Origin of the sequence: Acinetobacter sp. ANC 4204 (genome assembly GCF_002135205.1) — a bacterium.
Lineage (GTDB): Bacteria > Pseudomonadota > Gammaproteobacteria > Pseudomonadales > Moraxellaceae > Acinetobacter.
In genome coordinates this window covers 101340-120680 of record NZ_NEFZ01000002.1, presented here as the reverse complement: position 1 = coordinate 120680, position 19341 = coordinate 101340, and the positions used below count along the sequence as shown (strand labels likewise).

Sequence of the window (19341 nt, the reverse complement as noted above, 5' to 3'; positions counted from 1 at the left end):
ACCATATTTGTTTAAATCAATGCTTAAAAAAAGAGGTCTAATCGACCTCTTTTCCTTATAAAATAGTTAGTAATTACACATTGATGAATTTCGGCTAAGGTCAGGGCCCCATGTGCGATATCCTTGGGTATCAATGTGAATTTGACCAGATGCATATAAGCCTAAGCCCATGTTTAAGCTTTGTCCGTGTTGAGCCCAAAATTGGCATAGACGGAATTTAGTATTTTCAATATATGCATAATCTTGCGGCTGCGGGTTTTCAGGTCCGATTCGAAAATCTATAGCAGAATTGAATAAGTGGCGGGATGAGTTGGCACCCCCTGCACATTGGTTTAAAGGCAGATCACGATAAACTGAAGTAACTTCAAAATCGGTCAGTACTTTGGCTGCAACCAAATATTTAAACACTTTTAGAGTCGCAATTTGGTTTTTCCAAAGCTCACGGTTTGGAATCATATATTGTGAGCGACCACATTTTTGCCAGTCACGAGCGGTTCTGAGCAGTTCAAAGCTTGGAATGATATTCCCAACGCCATTACGTTCAAGGAAAACTTCATACTCACGTACGCGTGCTAGTGTGTCACCTACAGACATCCAGGCATTATAGGTATAAGGAATAATTTTAGGTGGTGCAGGGCGGTCAAAACTAATTTGCTCTTGTGGGATAAAAATACGTTTTCCATCGGGAGTCGTAATGGTTTTGCCTTTGTGAGATGAAGTCGTACAGCCAATCATCACCAAGGGGATTATGCTAACCGCAAATAATCCCTTTAAAAATTTCTTCATTATAGAAATCAAATATTTAAAAAATACGGCTATTATTTTAATCTATATTGATGGGGAAAATTTGGAAATATTGCAATCAAATGTGTGTTTTAGGTATAAAAAAAGATCAGCTTATGCTGATCTTTTTAGAGTTACTTTTCTAAGTATTGTAACTTATCTGTTTTACCGTTCCATTCTTCACGGTCAGCAGGTTGATCACCAATCTGGGTAATGTTTGGCCAAGTTTGTGATAATTCAGCATTCAGTTCGATAAAGACTTCTTGACCTTCTGGCAGTTCATCTTCAGAGAAAATTGCATTTGCAGGACATTCAGGTTCACACAGTGCACAATCAATACACTCATCTGGATTGATCACTAGAAAGTTTGGACCTTCATAGAAACAGTCTACTGGACAAACTTCTACGCAGTCTTGATATTTACATTTAATACAATTTTCAGTGACAACAAAGGTCATGGCGAAGGCTACCTAAAAATATGGTTCTAATAACTAATGTGTATTTTAGGCAAAAACGGCACCAACTAACAATTGCTTTTATTGATATTTGTTATATGCACGGCTGTTAAATTTGATAAAAACTGAACATTCTGCTGAAAACTGCTTTTGACAATAAAAAAGACCGTCATTTTGACGGTCTAAATGGGTGACAAAAATAGAAAACCACTATGAATGTAACTGATCTTTCAATGCATAAAGCTGTTGTAAAGCTTCACGTGGGCTTAAATTATCGACATCAATACTCTTGAGTAGTTCAAGTGCAGCAGAAGGTTTCTCAATTTCGACTACACGTTCAATTGTTTCAATTTCAGGTGCTTCTATTGCAGCAAACAAATCGTTTTGAACGACTTTAGGTTTTTGCAGTTGTTGTTTCTCTAAAATTTTCAGACGATTTTGTGCTTCTTTGATCACACTGGCAGGAATACCTGCCAGTTTTGCTACTTGTAAGCCGTGACTTTGGCTTGCAGGCCCATGTTGGACTTTATGTAACAAAATCAGGTTGCCATTGAGTTCTTTTGCGGTGACATGGTAGTTATCAATAGCAGTTTCTTTGGCCAGCTCGGTCAGTTCAAAGTAGTGGGTGGCAAATAAACATAAACATTTAATACGTTTGGTTAAGTCAAGTACGCAAGCCCATGCCAAAGATAAACCATCATAGGTACTGGTGCCACGACCAACTTCATCCATCAGAACCAGAGACTGATTGGTTGCATGATGTAGGATTTGCGAGGTCTCAGTCATTTCCACCATAAAGGTCGATTTGCCTGTAGATAGGTCATCGGCAGAACCAATACGGGTAAAGATTCGATCAATAGGACCTAATACTGCCGATTGGGCAGGGACATAGGAGCCACAATAGGCCAATAAGCTAATTAAAGCCGTTTGGCGCATAAAGGTTGATTTACCCCCCATATTAGGACCAGTAATAATGGCCATACGGTGGTTGAAATCAAGTGTCGTATCATTCGGTGTAAATGTAGCTTTGTTCAATGCCTCAACCACTGGATGACGTCCAGCAATAATTTTAACCCCAATTTCTGGGCTATACTCAGGACGTGACCAATTGCGTAAGCGAGCCTGATGTGCAAAGTTAGCTAAGAGGTCGATCTGCGCAATAGCGCTGCTCATCATTTGTAAATGACCAATATCGGCACGGAGTTCATCTAAAAGCATTTCGAACAGCATTTTTTCGCGAGCTAATGCACGGGACTCACTCGAAAGCACCTTGTCTTCAAAGGTTTTTAGCTCAGGCGTGATATAACGCTCAGCATTTTTCAAGGTTTGACGGCGAATGTAGTGATCAGGCGCTTGCTCAGCTTGCGCACGGGTCAGTTCGATGTAGTACCCACTGACACGGTTATAGCCAATTTTTAAGGTCGAAATTCCCGTATTTTGACGTTCTTGAATTTCAAGGTCGATCAAGTACTGTCCCGCATGATCGCGGATTTTACGTAGTTCATCCAGTTCATGATCGAAACCTTCGGCTATTACATTTCCATCCCGTAAAAGCACAGGCGGATGTTCAACAATGGCGGACATTAAACGTTGATGTAAGCCATGGAAATCGCCCAACTCCTCATTCAATAGAGAAATGAGTGCGGACTGTTTACTTTGGATTACGGGTTGAATGGCATGACGTAAATAAGGGATTTGCGCACAGGCTTGGCGCAGTTGCACTAAGTCACGTGGACGAGCACTGCCTAACGCTACACGGCTGAGAACACGTTCGATGTCTCCAATTTCTTTTAAGATTAAACGGACTGGTGATTCATGGTAGCCATCTACAAGACTTTTAGTCGCGTCTAACCGTGCGTCTAAGAGCTTGGTGTCACGTAATGGTTGCATTAGTGTGCGGCTAAGTAAACGTCCGCCCATGGCTGTTTGACAGTCATTGATGAGTTGAAATAATGACGTGCCGTGTTCAAACAGAGGTTCAACCAACTCTAAGTTTCGACGTGTCACAGGATCAAGCGCAATGAAATCACTGCTTTGTTCCAACTGAATAGAGCGAATATGCGGTAAGGCTGTCTTTTGCGTTTCTTTGGCATAATGAATCAGCGATGCTGCTGCCGCTTTGGCAAGTGGCAAATGGTCAATACCGAAACCTGCTAAAGTCGATACAGCAAACTGATCGCATAAGGTTTTTTGTGCGTTGTTTAGGTTAAAGTCGACATTCGGGCGGCGTGTTACCGGGCAGTCGAGTAGCTTTTTAATGTGTTCAATAATGTTGGGGTCGACAATATTTTCATCGACCAAAATTTCACTTGGCATGAGGCGAGACAGTTCAATACCGAGTTGCTCAAGTTGAAACTCTTGTTGCTGAACTTTAAATAAACCTGCACTCAAATCTAACAGTGCAATACCAATTTCGTTTTGTTGTATGCAAAGCGCCACAAGGTTTGAACTTTGATGTGCAGTCAGTAAGGCATCATCGGTCAGTGTACCTGGTGTAATAATCCTGACAACACCACGCTCAACAGGGGCCTTACCTGTAACTTCGCCAATTTGCTCGCAAATGACGACTGTTTCACCTTTTTTTACCAAGCGCGCAAGGTAGCCTTCTGCTGCATGATAAGGAACACCTGCCATAGGGATGGGTTCACCATTGGCTTTGCCACGATGAGTCAGTGTAATTCCGAGAAGTTTAGCGGCCTTGTGTGCATCTTCAAAAAATAGCTCGTAGAAGTCACCCATACGATAGAACATCAAAGAATGCGGATGTTGCATTTTGACGCCCATGTACTGTTGCATCATCGGGGTGAGAGTGGATGTGTCAATCATTGAGTTATCTTGTTTCACTACAATAAAGCCTTTAAATTTAAACAGTTTTTAAAAAGATAACTTAATGGTAACTGTCTGATGTAATCCATGTTAGTTCAATGTAAACCTAGACTGTTGAGTAAATTAGTGTAGGTTTTAGTATAGGTTTTTATGCTAGCATACTCAGCATGAATGGTACCTAAGTCTATATTAACAAATTGCTCGTTAAATCAGTACAAAGAGCGCTGGGTGAAATATCCATTCGATGAACAACTCCGAGCTAAAGCACTCAATCAAAAACTCCGTAGTATTTTAGTAGGCATGCTCTTCAATGATCTCGAGCTAAATCTACGTACTGAGTACAATCTTTTTGACCGTCATACAGAGCGTCCAGTGTGTATCGGCAATGGTGAAATATGTCAATTTAGCTAAGGCTGATGGGCTTGGCACATTAATAGTCCTTTATTTCTTTGCCTTTATATAAGACGCTAGCACGAATAATGTTAGAGTATATAAATAACTGTGATGAATTTCACTGATTGAATTTAAATATTTAATATGGATTAAAAGCATGAAATATTAATTATTTAAGTTCAAATTTTTAAACGTTCGATTTAAATTTTAGGTAAAAAACATATTTAAAGTGCCATAAACTAATAGCTTAATACTTGTGAATAAAAACAATACATATACATTTTACAATAGAAGATCAGGATCGTATTGAAGGTACTGGACCTATTCAGGTGGGATGGTTTCTAACAGATGATAAGGTAGCTATACTTTATGAACCGCCTTATTGTATGCGATCACAATCACAAACGAAACATGCCAAGTCAGCAAGCCGTTGTCCTGCGGTACTTCAGCTAGAAAGTAGATACTTTGTGATTAATTGTCCATTTGACTTTCATCTTCGTTTTGATCGGGATTCAAAAGGTAAGCCAACCTTGATAAATGTACTTGGTGAAGCATCACCAGTCCGCTCTAATAAGTTACGTGAACTTTTAACACTCGTGAATGAAAATGAGTGGCGTACACCGAATGTTCCTATTCTTCAGCTTAAATTACCATATTGTTTTATTGCCGATGAAGTGGTGTATATCACTCAGTTAGATGCATTTGGACATTATAGAAAAAATCCTTTGCCGGGGACGATATTTGGTGGGCGTTTCCCCATTCATATTTGGCCTAGACCACTGATGTGGGCATTTGAATGGCATGACACTTCAAAAGATCTCATTTTAAAACGTGGAGAGCCACTATTTTATTGTCAGTTTGATGGGGTTGATCCATCGAGAACAATAAAGCTAATTCAGGCAGAAAAAACGCCAGAACTTATGCATTACATGGAACAGATTTCTGGTGTAGTGAATTACGTGAGTCAGACTTTTAGTTTGTTTGGTGAAGTCGAGAAAGTGAGACCACAGTCTTTACTAACTAACATAAAAAAATAAGAGTGAGTTGTCTTATGGCAAAGAAAATTTTAGGAATAGGGCTCAGCGTACTTTTATTAACAGCTTGTGACTCCAATAAAGAACCAGAAATGCAAGAGTTTATAACACCACGAGATCAATATGGCGCACGTTATAGTGTAGGCGACTTAGGAGGGAAGCCTGTTAACCTTGGTAGAGAAGCACCTTGGGTTGAATATGAAGATAATACAGGTTTCGTAACAGGTAAGAAATATAAACGAAAGACTCGCACCTATCAATCTAAAATTCAGGCCTTTGGTTTTGATATGCGTTATACCGATGGATTAGTGCTAGTTGTTTATTATAAAGCTTCACCATACTCAGAAAAACTGTATAAAAAAGAAATTAACTTACCAGATAATCATTGGGTAAGTGTAAGTGTATATGCAGATAAAAGTTATAATGGAGATTTATCAACGAGATTAATAAATTCAACCTTAGAGACAAAAATAACATAAAAAAAACATTTAGAAGAAATTAATTTTATGCATATATACATACCTACTGATGAGTATGAATATGGTCTGCAGAAATATATTCCTCATCCTAAATGGGTGAAACGAAATAAGGAATTGATGGCTATAAATACGGGGTCTAATGATTTATATGATATAGATGATTTATATGTTGAAAAAGATAAAGGAGGAAAGGTACTTACCTTAATTAAATGTGGAGATCCGGAAAATCCAATAGCACGTAAATGTGAACAGGAATTTGTTTTAGAACCAGAAATGAAGGTTCGAATCTCAGCAGTATTTCAAAGCATGTATCTACAGGACTGGAAAATTATTCAAAAACAAGCAAAAAAAGTTGTATTAGGTTTTATTGTTAAACAAAAATGATTTAAAAGGTGCATAAAGTGATAACTACACAAAAACTCACAAAAGATAGAATAGAGCAACTTCTGACTCTATTAAATTCTGAAAAAATTAATGCGAATCCAGCTATCTATCAGGAGCTTTCTGATCTAGGCTATGGTTATGCTGGATGGGCTTATAGTTTTTCAACTGGAACAGATTTCTAGCATAGTGAATTATGTGAATCAAGTATAGTGAATTATGTGAATCAGACTTTTTCATTGTTTGCTGAAGTAGAAAAGGTGAGACCCAAAAGTTTATTAAAGGTGGAAAAATAAAAATAAAAAACTACACACCAACTAAAGGTTTTATATGGATTTTGCTTTTAGTAGTTTTTATAGCTTGGGTTATATATAAGTGTGTTCCTTTAACAAACGAGGAACGGGAGGGAGAAGTTCGGCGACTGATGGAGGCAAAGAATAGAAGATTGGCTCAGGAATTTGATGCTATTACAGATGCAGATAGAGCAAGATTGCCCAAATATGACTCACGTCAATTCGTTTTGATAAAACGTAATAAACGCTTTTGGTTAATCTCTAAAGAATATTATGGAGTTGATGGATTAAATGTAATGTGGTCTGATACTGTAAATGACCTGCTAAATGAAAAATGGAAAAATGAATTTGGTTATGGAACTTTTTTTTAGGATATCTATGTATTCAAAACAATATTATGATGGGGTTTGAATACATTTAATCATACTTCATGTACTTCTAAAATAAATCAATTTAAATGAAATGGGATTCTTATTAGGATTTAATGCTCATTATATTAATATTACAGATGAACAATATCTAGATGTTTGTTTAACCACTTTAAAAATATTAAACGAAAAAACAAAGAAATTACATTATGTTAACTAAATTAAGTCAAACCCATATGGATCAAATTCCTGCTTTACATATACAGGCAGAAAATGGAAAAATTGGTTATTATGTTATTTATTCAACATTAGCCAGTTTACTACAAAGTGATTATGGTTATACATCATCAAATCCAACTGTATTATGGCTACGGGGTGAAACTGAAGCGAATGCTGGGCGTGGTTCTTTGTCTGAACTTATTCGAGTTTATAGTAATACTCAAGCACAGTTACGTTATGGGGGGATATTTCAAATAGTTTGATGCAGCAGGCATCAGATCAAGTAGCTAAAAATTTATTAAAAAACCTTTTTTGGTGAAGGTGATTTAGAAATTTATGGATTAATTTTTTAAAATTCGTGAGATTGAAAAATCAGGATGCGATTGCTGTTAGAGAAGTTCTATTTAATCGAGATATAAATCATATTGCTGCACCTCAGATAAGATGAGACTTTGCTGGTTACATATGTAAAAGCCCCACAAGATAAGACCTTAGACAAGGAATATCGCATACAGGATACATCACCAGACACACCTTGAGGAAATGCATTTGCTTATGATAGGAATAAATATGTAAAGGATGGCGATATAAAGGTTCTGTTTGATAGAACTATCAATCAAAAACCATCGGAAAGCATAAGGATTAGAGCCATCAGTTGTGTGTGATCACCCAACTGATGGCTTTAGTTCTCTTTTTTTGTGTCAATTTCTTATTCGTGATTTAAGTGAACTTTAGCTTACAAATGTTTGTCCAAGAAAATCGACTACGACTGAATATTAGATAAAAGCAACTAATAGTGATGTCAATAAAGTTAGGTTGACTAGTGAGTATTTTTTATTCAGTTATTTGAATTATATATATTTATAGTTATAGCTTTTGGTAAAAAGTGTCTACTGCGTCAAATAAATTATATTTTTGTTGAAATGGTTTATTTTTTTTGTATTATATGTGAAAGCAATTATTTCTTTTGTGACTGTTTTTATATAGGTAAATTTCTTCTATACAAAAGCCGTTGATTTACTGAAATTAAATAGTTGCAACAAAGTTTTTTTGCTAGGAACTAGGAACGAATATGAAAAAGTTGGTTTTAACAATGCTTGCGGTAAGTGGATTCGTATCAATGAATGCGATGGCTGACACAGCAACAGGCAATCTATTAATTAAAGCAACTGTTGTGAAAAGCTGCTATGTGAATACCAGTTCAACTGGAACAGTTACTTCAGCGGTTATTGATTTTGGTAATATCACGTCACTTGCGAGTAATGTTGATGCAAATACATCAGGTTCTGGTGGTGCTCAAATAGGTGTACTTTGTTCAAATGGTACAACTTGGACTTTGACAGCGGGTGCTGGTAATAACGTATCTTCAACACAACGCCGTATGATTACAGGTTCTGGCTCTACAGCTGACTATCTACCATACAACCTATTTTCTGATTCTACACGTGCGACAGCAATTGCCGTAGGTGGGCAGGTTGCGACTGGTACTGGTACGGGTTCACAAGTAAATTTTGATGTTTATGGCCGTATTCCAGCAGGAACTGCATTACCTACAGCTGGTAGCTATACAGATACAGTTGCTTTGACAATTACATATTAATTCGAAAAAGAAAAACAAAGCTGACTTCGGTCAGCTTTGATTACTAGACGCGTCAATGTAAAATATTTAAGGTTTATGTATAATGAATAAAAGTTTTTTTGTGACCGTTTTTACTTTTTTATGTAGTGTTGGAGTGCATGCTGCAGCGTTAAAAATTTCTCCTGTAAGTATTGAGTTGGCACAAAGTCAACAAAGCAGTAGTTTAACTATTGCCAATGATTCAAATGAAAAAACAAATTTACAGATACGCGTATTTAAATGGCAACAGAAAGGGAATGAAGAATCATATATTCCCACTAATGATATTGTTGTCAGTCCACCTGCTTTATCGCTTAATGGGCAGCAATCTTATAATTTAAGAGTGGTACGAGTTAATGAAACCGCGATTGATAAAGAAGAAAGCTATAGGGTTTGGATTGATGAGTTACCCACGGTTGTAGATTCAAGAACAATAGGGCAAGGGATTAATGTCGTATTAAGAACTTCATTACCTTTATTTATAACCAACCCAAAGTCTATTCGTGAAGCAAAAGCTCAACTGTTACATCAAGATGGCAAATCTATAATTGAAGTTAATAATATTGGTGGACGTTTTATTCAGCTTACTAGCTTAAAGCTGATAGACGAGACGACGAAACAGTCTTACCCTATTGAAATTAATACTTTAAATGGCTATGTTTTAAATGGCAATGTGAAAACATATCCTTTAAACGAAAAGTTTAATTATATTGCAACACACAAATACACCATTCAAGCAAATATAAATGGTAAAGATATCTCTTACTAAGTTAGATAAGAATATGAAGTATTTTCTATGTACGTGTTTAGTTACCTACATCTCTTTAGGCCAAGTATATGCTGAAGAAATAGGTACAGTTGAAAAAAAAGATGTTAATAGTCAGGAGCTTGTTCCACTATTTTTAATTTCTTCAGTTAATGGTTCATCATCTAACGACCTAATTCAAAGTTATTTAGACTCAAAAAATCAGAAGATCTTGATCAAAGCTCGTGATTTACGCAAGCTTAGAATTAAATTACCAGTACAGCTAAAAGATGAACAGCTCATTGCTTTGAATGATATTAAAGATTTGGTGTATTCATATAATGAAAATGAACAAACATTACAGATAAAAATTACAGACAAAAATTTACAGGCATATAAGGTCGATTTAAAGGGTAATGAAATTACTGAAGATCAATTTATTCCACAAAAAGGCATTTCAACAGTATTATTGAATTATGAAATCAATAATACTTATTTGGATGATGAAAACTATTTTTCAGCTATAGCAAATGCGATATATAACTCTAGTTATGGCTCTTTTTCGTCTGGCTTCTTACATAATCAGGATACAGAGGATTCAAACAACCGATCTGTACGTTTAGAGTCTAAGTGGCAATATATTGACGCAAAAAAAATTCGTTCTTATGTACTTGGTGATTTTAATAGTAATACTGTAGATTGGGGAAGTAGTATTCGTTTACTTGGTGTACAGTGGTCAAGTGCATATACTCATCGTTCAGACATTATTACAGCAGCATTACCTCAGTTTTCAGGCACAGCAGCGCTACCATCGTCTTTAGATTTGTTTGTTAATCAGCAGAAAATATATTCAGGTGAAATTCCATCTGGCCCCTTTGATGTTAAGAGTTTACCTTTTATTTCAGGTAATGAAATGACATTAGTCACTACTGATGCATTAGGGCAGCAACAAGTAAATAAACAATATTATTACTATTCACCAAAAATTTTAAAAGAAGGAATTCAAGAGTTTTCCGTTGATGTTGGTGTCCCTCGTTATAATTATAGTACTAAATCTAATGATTATGATTCGGATATTGTCTTTGCATCCGGCTCTTTACGCCAAGCTATTTCTAATTCACAAACAGCGACTGGCCATATTGAAACGTCAACAGATGGTTTAGCAAATTTAGGTGTAGGTTATGCACAAAATATTGCAGGTCGAGGAGTTTGGAATTTTAACGTAGTGGGCAGTAGCTATGAAGGAAATCAAGGATTTCTGGGTTTAATTGGTGTTGAGGGACGCTTAAGTCCATCTTCATCTTTTAATTTTAGCTATCAAGGTGCAAGTAAAGACTACTATGATTTGGCCCGATTATCACTCATCAATTATCAAAACTCTAACTTTTCTGCGGATAGTGATGTCGTTGAGAATAGTGCGACTGCAGAAGAAATAATTCGAGCAGGTTTGAATTTTAATCCAATTCCTGGTTGGAGTATTTCGAGTAATTATAACCGTTTAAAATATACAAATGAGCAATATGATTTATTTTCACTCAGTTTAAGTGGCAATATTACGGATCGGATTAATCTATATTCTTCACTGTATCAAGATTTTAATGATCATGATAATTATGGCGCATACTTGGCTTTGAGATTTGATCTGTCATCGAAGTTAAAAGCATCTACAAGTGTAAGCAATGACTCTGGAAATATAAAATATACCCAAGAGTTGAATAGTATTAGTGATCCAAAATTAGGTAGTTTTGGGTGGGGCGTGGCAACGACGCATAGTGAAGGGGAGTCAGACCTTAATACAGCATATGTTGATTATCGCTCACGACCAGCCTATTTGTTTGGGCGTTATAGTCAGTTTGGTAGTAGTTCACAAACCATGCTTGGTGCACGAGGTGCCTTAGTTATAGCACAAGGTGATATTTTTGCGAGCAATGAAATTGGGGATGCTTTTGCGATTGTTAAAAATGCAGGTCCTAGGAGTGAAATTATTAATGGTGGTGTGAACTTGGGTAAAGCAAGTAAGAATGGAAACTTTCTGATTTCACATTTAACACCTTATGCTAAGAATCATATTTATTTGGATACTCAGTATTTACCTGTAGGTTGGGAAGCAGAAAAAACAGAAAATTTGGCGATTGCAGGTTATCAACAAGGTATTGTGCTTGATTTTGCGGCAAAGAATATTATTTCAGCTACCGTTGTATTGCTAGATAAAAATTTAAAACCACTTCCTGTTGGTTATTCAGTCAGCCTTAATGGGCAGACGAGTAGTATGATTGGTTATGATGGTGAAGTGTTCTTACGTGGATTGCTACCAAAGAATAAACTAATTGTTGATTTATTGGATGGTGGGCAATGTTCTGTTGAATTCCAATATGATCAAGATCAGGCAACAACTCAGAAATTAGGGCCGTATATATGTTCATGAAAAAATTAAGTGTAAATAATTTGAACAGTCGAAGTTTCAATACTTCAACTCGAACACGCCCCTTAAATTATTTGCTGAGTTTCCTGTTTTTAACATCTTGCTTGATTTTCTTATTGTTTACACCTAAACAAGCGCATGCTGCATGTACATATACAGGTACATCATCCAGTACCTACACTTATACCGCTGCTAACTACGGTAATGCAGCAACATTGACACTCACTGGAACTTGGCGTTGTAGAGGAACGAGTGGTAGTTATGGAACGAGTGCTTATACTTGTATAAAGCCTGTTTTTTCTTCACCTATGACGGGTCCTAATGCAAGTTATACTTTACCCTATACTGTCACTGCGACAGCAGGTGTGACTACAACTGGTTCAAATGCAACAACTGGAACATGGTATGGCCCAGGGACGACTACAGTTAGTAATAATTATATGACTATAACTTTAACAATTGCTGTGCCTGCACCTTCTACGATTCTTCCTGCTGGAACATACACTTCTAGTCTAAAGCTATATGTAGATATGCAAGCAGCATCGGGAACTGTCTGTGAAGGTGGAACAGGGGATAATAATGGATGGGATTCAGGCAGTATTGACTATACATTTAATTATGTCGTACCAGGAATTTGTTATTTAACCTCTGTAACAGATATTGATTTTGGTAATATTGCTGATGCTGGTGTAATAGATAGTAATTATGACGCTAATGGTGCTGTCGTTACACGTTGTAATGTGAATCGTAGTTATTCAATTTATTTGGGTGATGGGAATAATCGGATCACTGGTGGAAACCGTAGGATGGTAAATGGAAGTAATTATTTAGCCTATCAACTATACAAAGAATCTGCGCGGACCAATATTTGGGATAGTACGGGCGGTGTAACAGCAACTGGTGGAAGTGGTGGCGTAGCGGGTACTGGCACAGGTAGCAATCAAACCTTTACTGTATATGGGCGGATTCCACAAGGTGTGAGTATTCCTCCTCCAGGAAGTTACAGTGATACTGTAGTGGTAACAGTGACATATTAATAATGGTATTTTAGATCTGTGGCTATTCTATATTTGTAATAGAATTAAACTATGAATAGCCACTAAGATTTGCGATATGTAAACCTAGTTTTTAATTTAACTAAAAATATAATAATGTTGAAATATTCACAGAAATAACAGGTCTATATTTTTCCATTGATTTTATAATTATAGGGCTTAAAAAACTCAGTTAAAATTAAGATTAAATACGTTTAAATGTGGTTATATATTTTGAGATTTTTATAACAATAAGTTGTGGAGCGGATGAGATGATTTGAGTGCGAATTTTATTTTAGATTTTATGGCTAATAAATATAAACGCGTGTGTTGATTTATGTTATATGGATCATTATATCGAATCAATTGACTCATTATCATGTTGTTTCAGCGCTATTGTTGTCATTCTTTTGAGTATATACCCAGTCATTTTAAAAATGATAACCAAAGTGCTGCTCAAAAACTTGTTTAAAATATTGCGTGCTACTGTAGCCGATTTGGTTGGCTACGTTGTCTAAAGAAACACCTTCTTTTAATAATAATTGGGCATGTTTCATTCGAACATCACGTAAAAAATGGCCGATGGTTTGCCCTGTATATTGTTTAAATAAGCGTTTTAAATCACATTCATTAATTCCAGCTTGTTTAGCCAAAGTACGAATCGTAATTTTCTTATCAAATTGGTTTTCTAATATAAAGATACTCTTTTGAATGGCGAGAGGGAGTGAATTTTCTTTAGCGTTTTTATGCAAAATTAAACTTAATAATTCAAGCGCAGCACCTTCGAGGTGCAGTAAATCTATTGAACTCTGTGCAGGAGCTAAATTGAGTAAATAATGTGCCTGATGCAAAATATCTTTATTGGGAATATTACATGTCTGTATTGTGGGTGAGGACGGGTCTAAAAAGAAACGTGTTACATCGCAATCTCCGATGTTTGATGTAATCATTTTCAACATGGTTTCATTAAAATCTAAACTAATGAGAGACATCATTTTCTGAGGTTGTAAGTAGATCGTCTGTAAGCCTAAATTCCCTTTGCGTAGAATAATCATTGGTGAATGGATTTCATATTCCATTTTATTTTTATGATTTTGAATATGATGAGTGCCAGAAAGTAACAAGGTTAAGCCGAAAGAATGAAGAGAGGCTTCGGCACTCATGGTCAAAGGTTGGGTTAGCCAATATTTACCTTTACCTACACAGAGCTTACCGAAATCATAGAGCTCACTATAACCTTCACCATCAGATGGATTAAAATGATTAAGTTGGTGGTTGGGCAACTGAGAATGAGCATCCAAAAATATATTGCCCACTTGTTCTAATACCGATTTATGAGAATCAATGTAGATCGACATCCACAGCGCTACTTTAAATTACAAATGATAATTATTTTCATTTTAACGATGGGGATTGTCAATCCTTAATTGATGGGCATATAGGATTTAAGCCCCAATTTTTCTGTAACGTAATCGGTGATTGAAACCGATTATGATTAAAAAATAATGTATAGCTTTGCAATCAAGTTTAAATCCTGCGGTTAATTTTTATATTAAAAAACAGATACTTTCCCAATTATGTAAACATATTTCCAATATTATTTTTTATTGAGAATGATTCTTGATAGTATTCCTCAACTTTCAAATACACTTGTCCCGTTTAAGGTGAAAAATGAATACAGTGTTTCAGGTAAAAAGATCCATGTTGTCTTTGAGTATTGCATTGTTATTAACCCAAAATGTGGTTGCAGGGGAAAGCATAGACATCCAAGGGGAAAAAAACAGTCAAGGCGCGAGTCAGTTAGCAACGATTGTGAGTTCGGCCGTTTCTGAAAATGAATTGGCAAGTGGTCAAGTGAGTAAAAAAAGTCAGATTGGGATTTTAGGTGAAAAAGAGGCATTAGATACACCATTTAGTATCACGAGTTATACCTCAAAATACATAGAAGATCATCAGGCGAAAACGGTTGCAGAAGCACTACAAAGCGATCCTTCTGTACGCACTGTAATGTCCTCAAATGGTTTGGGAGAATATTTTAATATTCGTGGTTTATATACCCAAAGTCATGAACTGGCATGGAATGGTGCTTTTGGCTTAGTCCCTCATAATCGTGTTCCAACTGAGTTTTTAGATCGTGTTGAGGTGTTTCGTGGCACCAGTGGGTTGTTGTATGGAATGTCATTAGGTGGGGCTGTTGGAGGGGTTATTAATGTGGTGCCAAAACGTGCAACAGATGATCCGATCACACGATTAACGACCACCTATTCTTCAGATTCGAACTTAGGGGCGCATGTTGATATTGGCCGACGTTTTGGTCAAAACAATGAGTTTGGTCTACGCGTGAATGCGTTGAAATCACATGGCGATACGGCTTTGGATGGTCAAACTGAAGATCGACGTTTAGGTTCGATTGCTCTAGATTATCGCGGGAAAGATTTACGTGCGTCTTTAGATATTTATGATATTAAGGAAGAGCTATCAGGCGCTATGCCCTTAATGCTGTCTTTTGCGTCATCTAATATTCCTAAAGCACCCGATGCGTCTATTAACACGATGCCAGGTTCATACGGTGTTACAGAAACAACGGCTGCAATTGGTCATGTTGAATATGACTTTGTAGATGATTGGACGGCTTATCTAACAGCAGGAACTAAGCACCAAAAAGCACATGGTTATATGGCGAATAATGCACTTGGTATGAATGCTCAGGCCAATGGCAACTATACGGCTGTTTCTCGAAGTACAGCAAATGTAACCGATGTCGATTCGGCTGAAGTAGGGATTCGTGGCCATTTCGCGACAGGGAATATTAATCATCAGTTGGTTTTGAGTGCCAATGTGATTGATCAAGATGTGCATATGGGTCTTTCGACCAAAAACGCAGCTGGTACAGCAGCAATGTGGTCTTCAAATATCTATTCTCCATCTACCCCTGCTGCATTAGCAGTAACTCCAACGTATGTTCCTAAAACATCAGATGTCACTTTAAGTAGTGTCGCACTCGCAGATACTCTTTCATTTAAGGATGATAAATATCAACTTATTCTTGGACTTCGTCACCAACAAGTTAAGTCTCAGAGCTTTAGCATTAATGATGGAAAACCTGTAGAAGGCTCTGCATACAATAAAAATGAAATCACTCCAGCAGTCGGTTTTGTTATTAAACCATGGAATAACTCAGTGGCATTGTATGGTAACTATGTTGAGGGTTTATCGCCTGGGGAGTCAGTGACAGATACGACTGCATCCAACTATGGAGCAACACTTGCACCGTATAAATCGAAGCAATATGAGCTTGGTACAAAATGGGACAGTGGGACTTTTAGAAATACCTTAAGTATTTATCAGATTACGAAACCGCTGATCATGGGTGATTCTCTAACAAATTACTACAGCATGAGTGGAGAACAGCAAAACCGAGGCGTGGAGTGGACTACAGCGGGTGAGCTCCGTGACAACTTACGAGTTTTAGGTGGCGTGGTGTATATGGATGCAGAGCAAGCCAAAACAACACAAGGAAAATATGATGGAAATGATGTCTATGGCATTCCACATTGGCAGTCGAATTTAGGTTTTGAGTGGGATGTAAATCAGTTACAGGGGCTCACCTTAACTGCAAATACGATATATACAGGCAGTATGTATGTTAATGCTGCAAATACACAAAAACTACCAAGTTGGGCTCGTTTGGATTTAGGGGGACGTTATGTAACGTCACTTGCAAATCGAAAGGTCACGTTTAGAGGTGGAGTAGACAACGTTTTTGATAAACAGTATTGGGCAGGTGTTTGGAATGGTGCCTTTGTTTCTGTAGGTCAGCCACGTACTTACAAGCTTTCAATGCAGTTCGATTTTTAAAATCAAAATCATTCTCAACATTGGAGAATTGTTTATGAAAGCAAATACGAAGCCTTGGCCACTTTTGATTAGTGTATATACCACGCAATATATTGGTATCGCTTTTATGATTTCTGCCACATTTGCCATTTTGAGGCAAAGTGGTATTGCACTCGATAAATTGGCATTAATGAATTTAATTGCACTTCCAATGTTGGGCAAAGTTTTATATGCACCATTTATTGATAGTTTCCGTTTTTTCTTTCAGGGGCAGTATCGTAGTTGGCTTATTCTTGCTCAGATGTGCATGACTCTACTATTGTTGATTTGTGGCATATTGGATATTCATAAGCAATTTAGTGTGATCTTAATTCTGTTTATTGTTTATACCTTGTTTATGAGTATACAGGATGTCTCAATTGATGGATTAGCATGTAAAATTTTTAGTGCACCTGAACGCCAATTTGCCAATAGTATTCAATATGCCAGTAATTTATTGGGCAATATTATTGGTGGCGGTCTATTACTCATTTTATACCCTTGGTTGCAGTGGCAAGGAGCCTTATGGTTATTGGCTGGGCTTACGGCAATCACATGGTTCCAGCTTATTTTCTATTCAGAACCTGAAAATAAATGGGAAAACCCGCATCAAGGTATAGGCCCTCAATTTAAGAGCCTATGGACGCAACTTAAGCTCTTTTTAATCCAACATCGGCTTTGGTTTTTCCTACTGTTTTTATATCCAATCGGTTTTACTGCTGTGTTTGGCATTCTAAATCCGCTGTTGGTCGATGCAAAATGGCCTATGGCTGATATTGGTTTTGCGACCAAAGTATTTGGTTCGATGATCGGTGTCATTTCTGCTTTTCTCGCCACAGTATTCATCAACAAATTAAAGCGTAAAGCAGCACTTATCACTTTCACCTTATTACAGGGAGGGACACTTTTATTATTCATTCCATTAACTTTAGGGTATACATCTAAGGCTTTGGTTTATCTGGCTATTTTTGGATACTTTATTGCTAACCCCGGCTTAATGGCGACCTTATCTACATTGATTATGGATCGCGCATCAACTATGCCAGCTCGAGCTACATTCTTCAGCTTACAGTTAAGTCTAATTGTATTTATGGGCTTTGCCTACTCAGCGATGGGGCTCATGTTAGCCCAACATTTTGGCTACACATTTGTGGTGGTCATGACCTTTGTTTGCGCAGTAATCGTAGCAGGACTGGTATGGAAACTATTACCCAAGAGCTCTCCAGAATTGACGATTTGAAGCAGAGATTTCTTTAGGCATATTTAGGCAATTTTTATGAAACATTACACCACGATACAAGATCAAGATCGTAAGCTCGATATTATGGATCATGTGAACCAAGATCATAGCAAAGAGCTTTTAATTATTGCTCAAACCTATGGTAAAAACGATCAAATCAGTAACGCCACAATTGCGGATATTTATGAAGAGGGGATTTTGCTACATATTCAAGATTTGACAGGGGAGCAACCGCTTTTTGTTGAGTTTGAATTAAAAGGTGATCTTGAGGAGCAAATTTTATATTTAGCTTATAACTCTTTTGCAAAACAAAAAATTGAGTTTAGTCATAACGCACGCCAATTTTTTGAGGTAATTCAAAAAGAGCAAGTCAGCAAGAATATGACACGCTTGACGATTAAAAGTCAGCGAGCATTACCGCGATATTATGCAGGTTATGCTTATGGATTTATTTTAAAGGCTTTAGAGAAAGTCCCTGTGCTATCCCAAAAAACGTCGAATAAAAGCAGACGCTTAAAAAATGCGTTTGATCATGGTTTTTTATGGCTCCTCAAGCATCTTTCTAGTCCAAAGCGTCAGAAATTATTGGAATCTATGAATAAAGACATTCGCTTGTACACGTTACGTCAGGCTTTTAGTCTAGATCAGCAAACTGCAGATTTGCATTATGGTTATGTCGATATTTTTACACATGGTCGCAGCCCTGGAAGTCTATGGGTGGAACAACTACAAGCAGGCTCATTAATTTCAAGTCGAACAGAAACAGATGATAAGCATGAGCATTTACTTGAAGGACAAACGGTCTTAATTGCGGATGAGACTGCTTACCCAGCTTTGGCTGGTATTTTAGATTTTTGGTCAAATCCTATTCACCCAATCATTATTTTGTTATGTGCAGATGAAAAGGATCTTGAATATTTTCAGACATTTACTTTCCCTGAGCATTGTACGCTTAGAACCGTCGTTGGTACTTTAGAGCAGCAGGCGGATGAAACAATCCTAATACTTCAGGCATGTCCGCAGATTGATGCCGTATGGGGAGCAATGGAAAATAAAGTTGCCAAGACAATCCGTCATTATGTACGTAATGACCTAAATCTACAGGGTAAAAATAATCATATTAAAGGTTATTGGCGCTTTCAAACGAATGCACGTATTCAGTGATTTTTAGCAAT

General features: G+C 37.0%; 17 protein-coding genes and 1 pseudogene. 14 read left to right on the top strand and 4 right to left on the bottom strand.

Features of this window, described 5'->3' with window-relative positions; genetic code table 11:
• Positions 1–66 precede the first annotated feature (66 nt).
• The 3 genes from B9T36_RS04425 to mutS all read right to left on the bottom strand — a co-directional run bounded on the left by B9T36_RS04425 (position 67) and on the right by mutS (position 4064).
• Positions 67–786 (bottom strand): D-Ala-D-Ala carboxypeptidase family metallohydrolase, encoded by a 720-nt coding sequence (locus tag B9T36_RS04425; protein ID WP_086208353.1) that lies wholly within the window; start codon positions 784–786, stop codon positions 67–69.
• A 131-nt stretch (positions 787–917) separates the two neighbouring features.
• A complete protein-coding gene (gene fdxA, locus B9T36_RS04420; protein ID WP_010327061.1) occupies positions 918–1241 on the bottom strand; it encodes a ferredoxin FdxA in 324 nt (107 codons plus the stop codon).
• Between the two features lie 207 nt (positions 1242–1448).
• A complete protein-coding gene (mutS, locus tag B9T36_RS04415) occupies positions 1449–4064 on the bottom strand; it encodes a DNA mismatch repair protein MutS (RefSeq protein WP_086208876.1) in 2616 nt (871 codons plus the stop codon).
• 210 nt (positions 4065–4274) lie between these two features.
• Between mutS and B9T36_RS04410 the strand changes: the two are divergent.
• From B9T36_RS04410 to B9T36_RS04370, 11 genes and pseudogenes are all read left to right on the top strand, one after another.
• Positions 4275–4466 (top strand): annotated as a pseudogene (locus B9T36_RS04410) (hydrolase or metal-binding protein); the annotation flags it as partial.
• Positions 4467–4726: 260 nt separating this feature from the next.
• Positions 4727–5494: a hypothetical protein gene (locus B9T36_RS04405; protein WP_086208352.1), complete on the top strand. Its 768-nt coding sequence runs from the start codon at positions 4727–4729 to the stop codon at positions 5492–5494.
• Between the two features lie 14 nt (positions 5495–5508).
• On the top strand, positions 5509–5970 hold the full coding sequence (locus B9T36_RS19230) for a hypothetical protein (protein WP_228146968.1): 462 nt from the start codon (positions 5509–5511) through the stop codon (positions 5968–5970).
• A 27-nt stretch (positions 5971–5997) separates the two neighbouring features.
• Positions 5998–6354 carry a hypothetical protein gene (locus tag B9T36_RS19225; RefSeq protein ID WP_228146967.1) on the top strand — a complete coding sequence of 119 codons (357 nt, stop codon included), beginning with the start codon at positions 5998–6000 and terminating at the stop codon, positions 6352–6354.
• Positions 6355–6371: 17 nt separating this feature from the next.
• Complete coding sequence (locus B9T36_RS19020) at positions 6372–6536, top strand: hypothetical protein (protein WP_171264411.1); 165 nt, start codon at positions 6372–6374, stop codon at positions 6534–6536.
• Between the two features lie 152 nt (positions 6537–6688).
• Positions 6689–7015, top strand: a complete 327-nt coding sequence (locus B9T36_RS19220) for a hypothetical protein (protein WP_228146966.1) — start codon at positions 6689–6691, stop codon at positions 7013–7015.
• A gap of 206 nt (positions 7016–7221) precedes the next feature.
• Positions 7222–7494: a hypothetical protein gene (locus B9T36_RS04390; RefSeq protein ID WP_086208351.1), complete on the top strand. Its 273-nt coding sequence runs from the start codon at positions 7222–7224 to the stop codon at positions 7492–7494.
• A gap of 809 nt (positions 7495–8303) precedes the next feature.
• Positions 8304–8831, top strand: a complete 528-nt coding sequence (locus tag B9T36_RS04385) for a spore coat U domain-containing protein (RefSeq protein ID WP_086208350.1) — start codon at positions 8304–8306, stop codon at positions 8829–8831.
• An 82-nt stretch (positions 8832–8913) separates the two neighbouring features.
• Positions 8914–9618: a molecular chaperone gene (locus B9T36_RS04380; protein ID WP_086208349.1), complete on the top strand. Its 705-nt coding sequence runs from the start codon at positions 8914–8916 to the stop codon at positions 9616–9618.
• Positions 9596–12019 (top strand): fimbria/pilus outer membrane usher protein, encoded by a 2424-nt coding sequence (locus tag B9T36_RS04375; RefSeq protein ID WP_228146965.1) that lies wholly within the window; start codon positions 9596–9598, stop codon positions 12017–12019. Before B9T36_RS04380 ends, B9T36_RS04375 begins: the two co-directional genes overlap by 23 nt.
• Positions 12016–13053, top strand: coding sequence for a spore coat U domain-containing protein (locus tag B9T36_RS04370; protein WP_086208875.1), 1038 nt, complete (start codon positions 12016–12018; stop codon positions 13051–13053). The genes B9T36_RS04375 and B9T36_RS04370 overlap by 4 nt, the downstream gene beginning before the upstream one ends.
• A 428-nt stretch (positions 13054–13481) precedes the next feature.
• Here the strand turns inward: B9T36_RS04370 and B9T36_RS04365 are convergent, their stop codons facing one another.
• Positions 13482–14408: a helix-turn-helix transcriptional regulator gene (locus B9T36_RS04365; RefSeq protein ID WP_086208347.1), complete on the bottom strand. Its 927-nt coding sequence runs from the start codon at positions 14406–14408 to the stop codon at positions 13482–13484.
• A gap of 313 nt (positions 14409–14721) precedes the next feature.
• On the opposite strand from B9T36_RS04365, the gene B9T36_RS04360 reads away from it, so the two are divergent.
• The 3 genes from B9T36_RS04360 to B9T36_RS04350 are packed head-to-tail and all read left to right on the top strand — an operon-like array spanning position 14722 to position 19330.
• Positions 14722–16908 (top strand): TonB-dependent receptor, encoded by a 2187-nt coding sequence (locus B9T36_RS04360; protein ID WP_086208346.1) that lies wholly within the window; start codon positions 14722–14724, stop codon positions 16906–16908.
• A 34-nt stretch (positions 16909–16942) separates the two neighbouring features.
• Positions 16943–18166 (top strand): MFS transporter, encoded by a 1224-nt coding sequence (locus B9T36_RS04355; protein ID WP_086208345.1) that lies wholly within the window; start codon positions 16943–16945, stop codon positions 18164–18166.
• Between the two features lie 36 nt (positions 18167–18202).
• Entirely contained in the window at positions 18203–19330 is a 1128-nt protein-coding gene (locus tag B9T36_RS04350) for a siderophore-interacting protein (RefSeq protein ID WP_086208344.1), read from the top strand.
• Positions 19331–19341 lie beyond the last annotated feature (11 nt).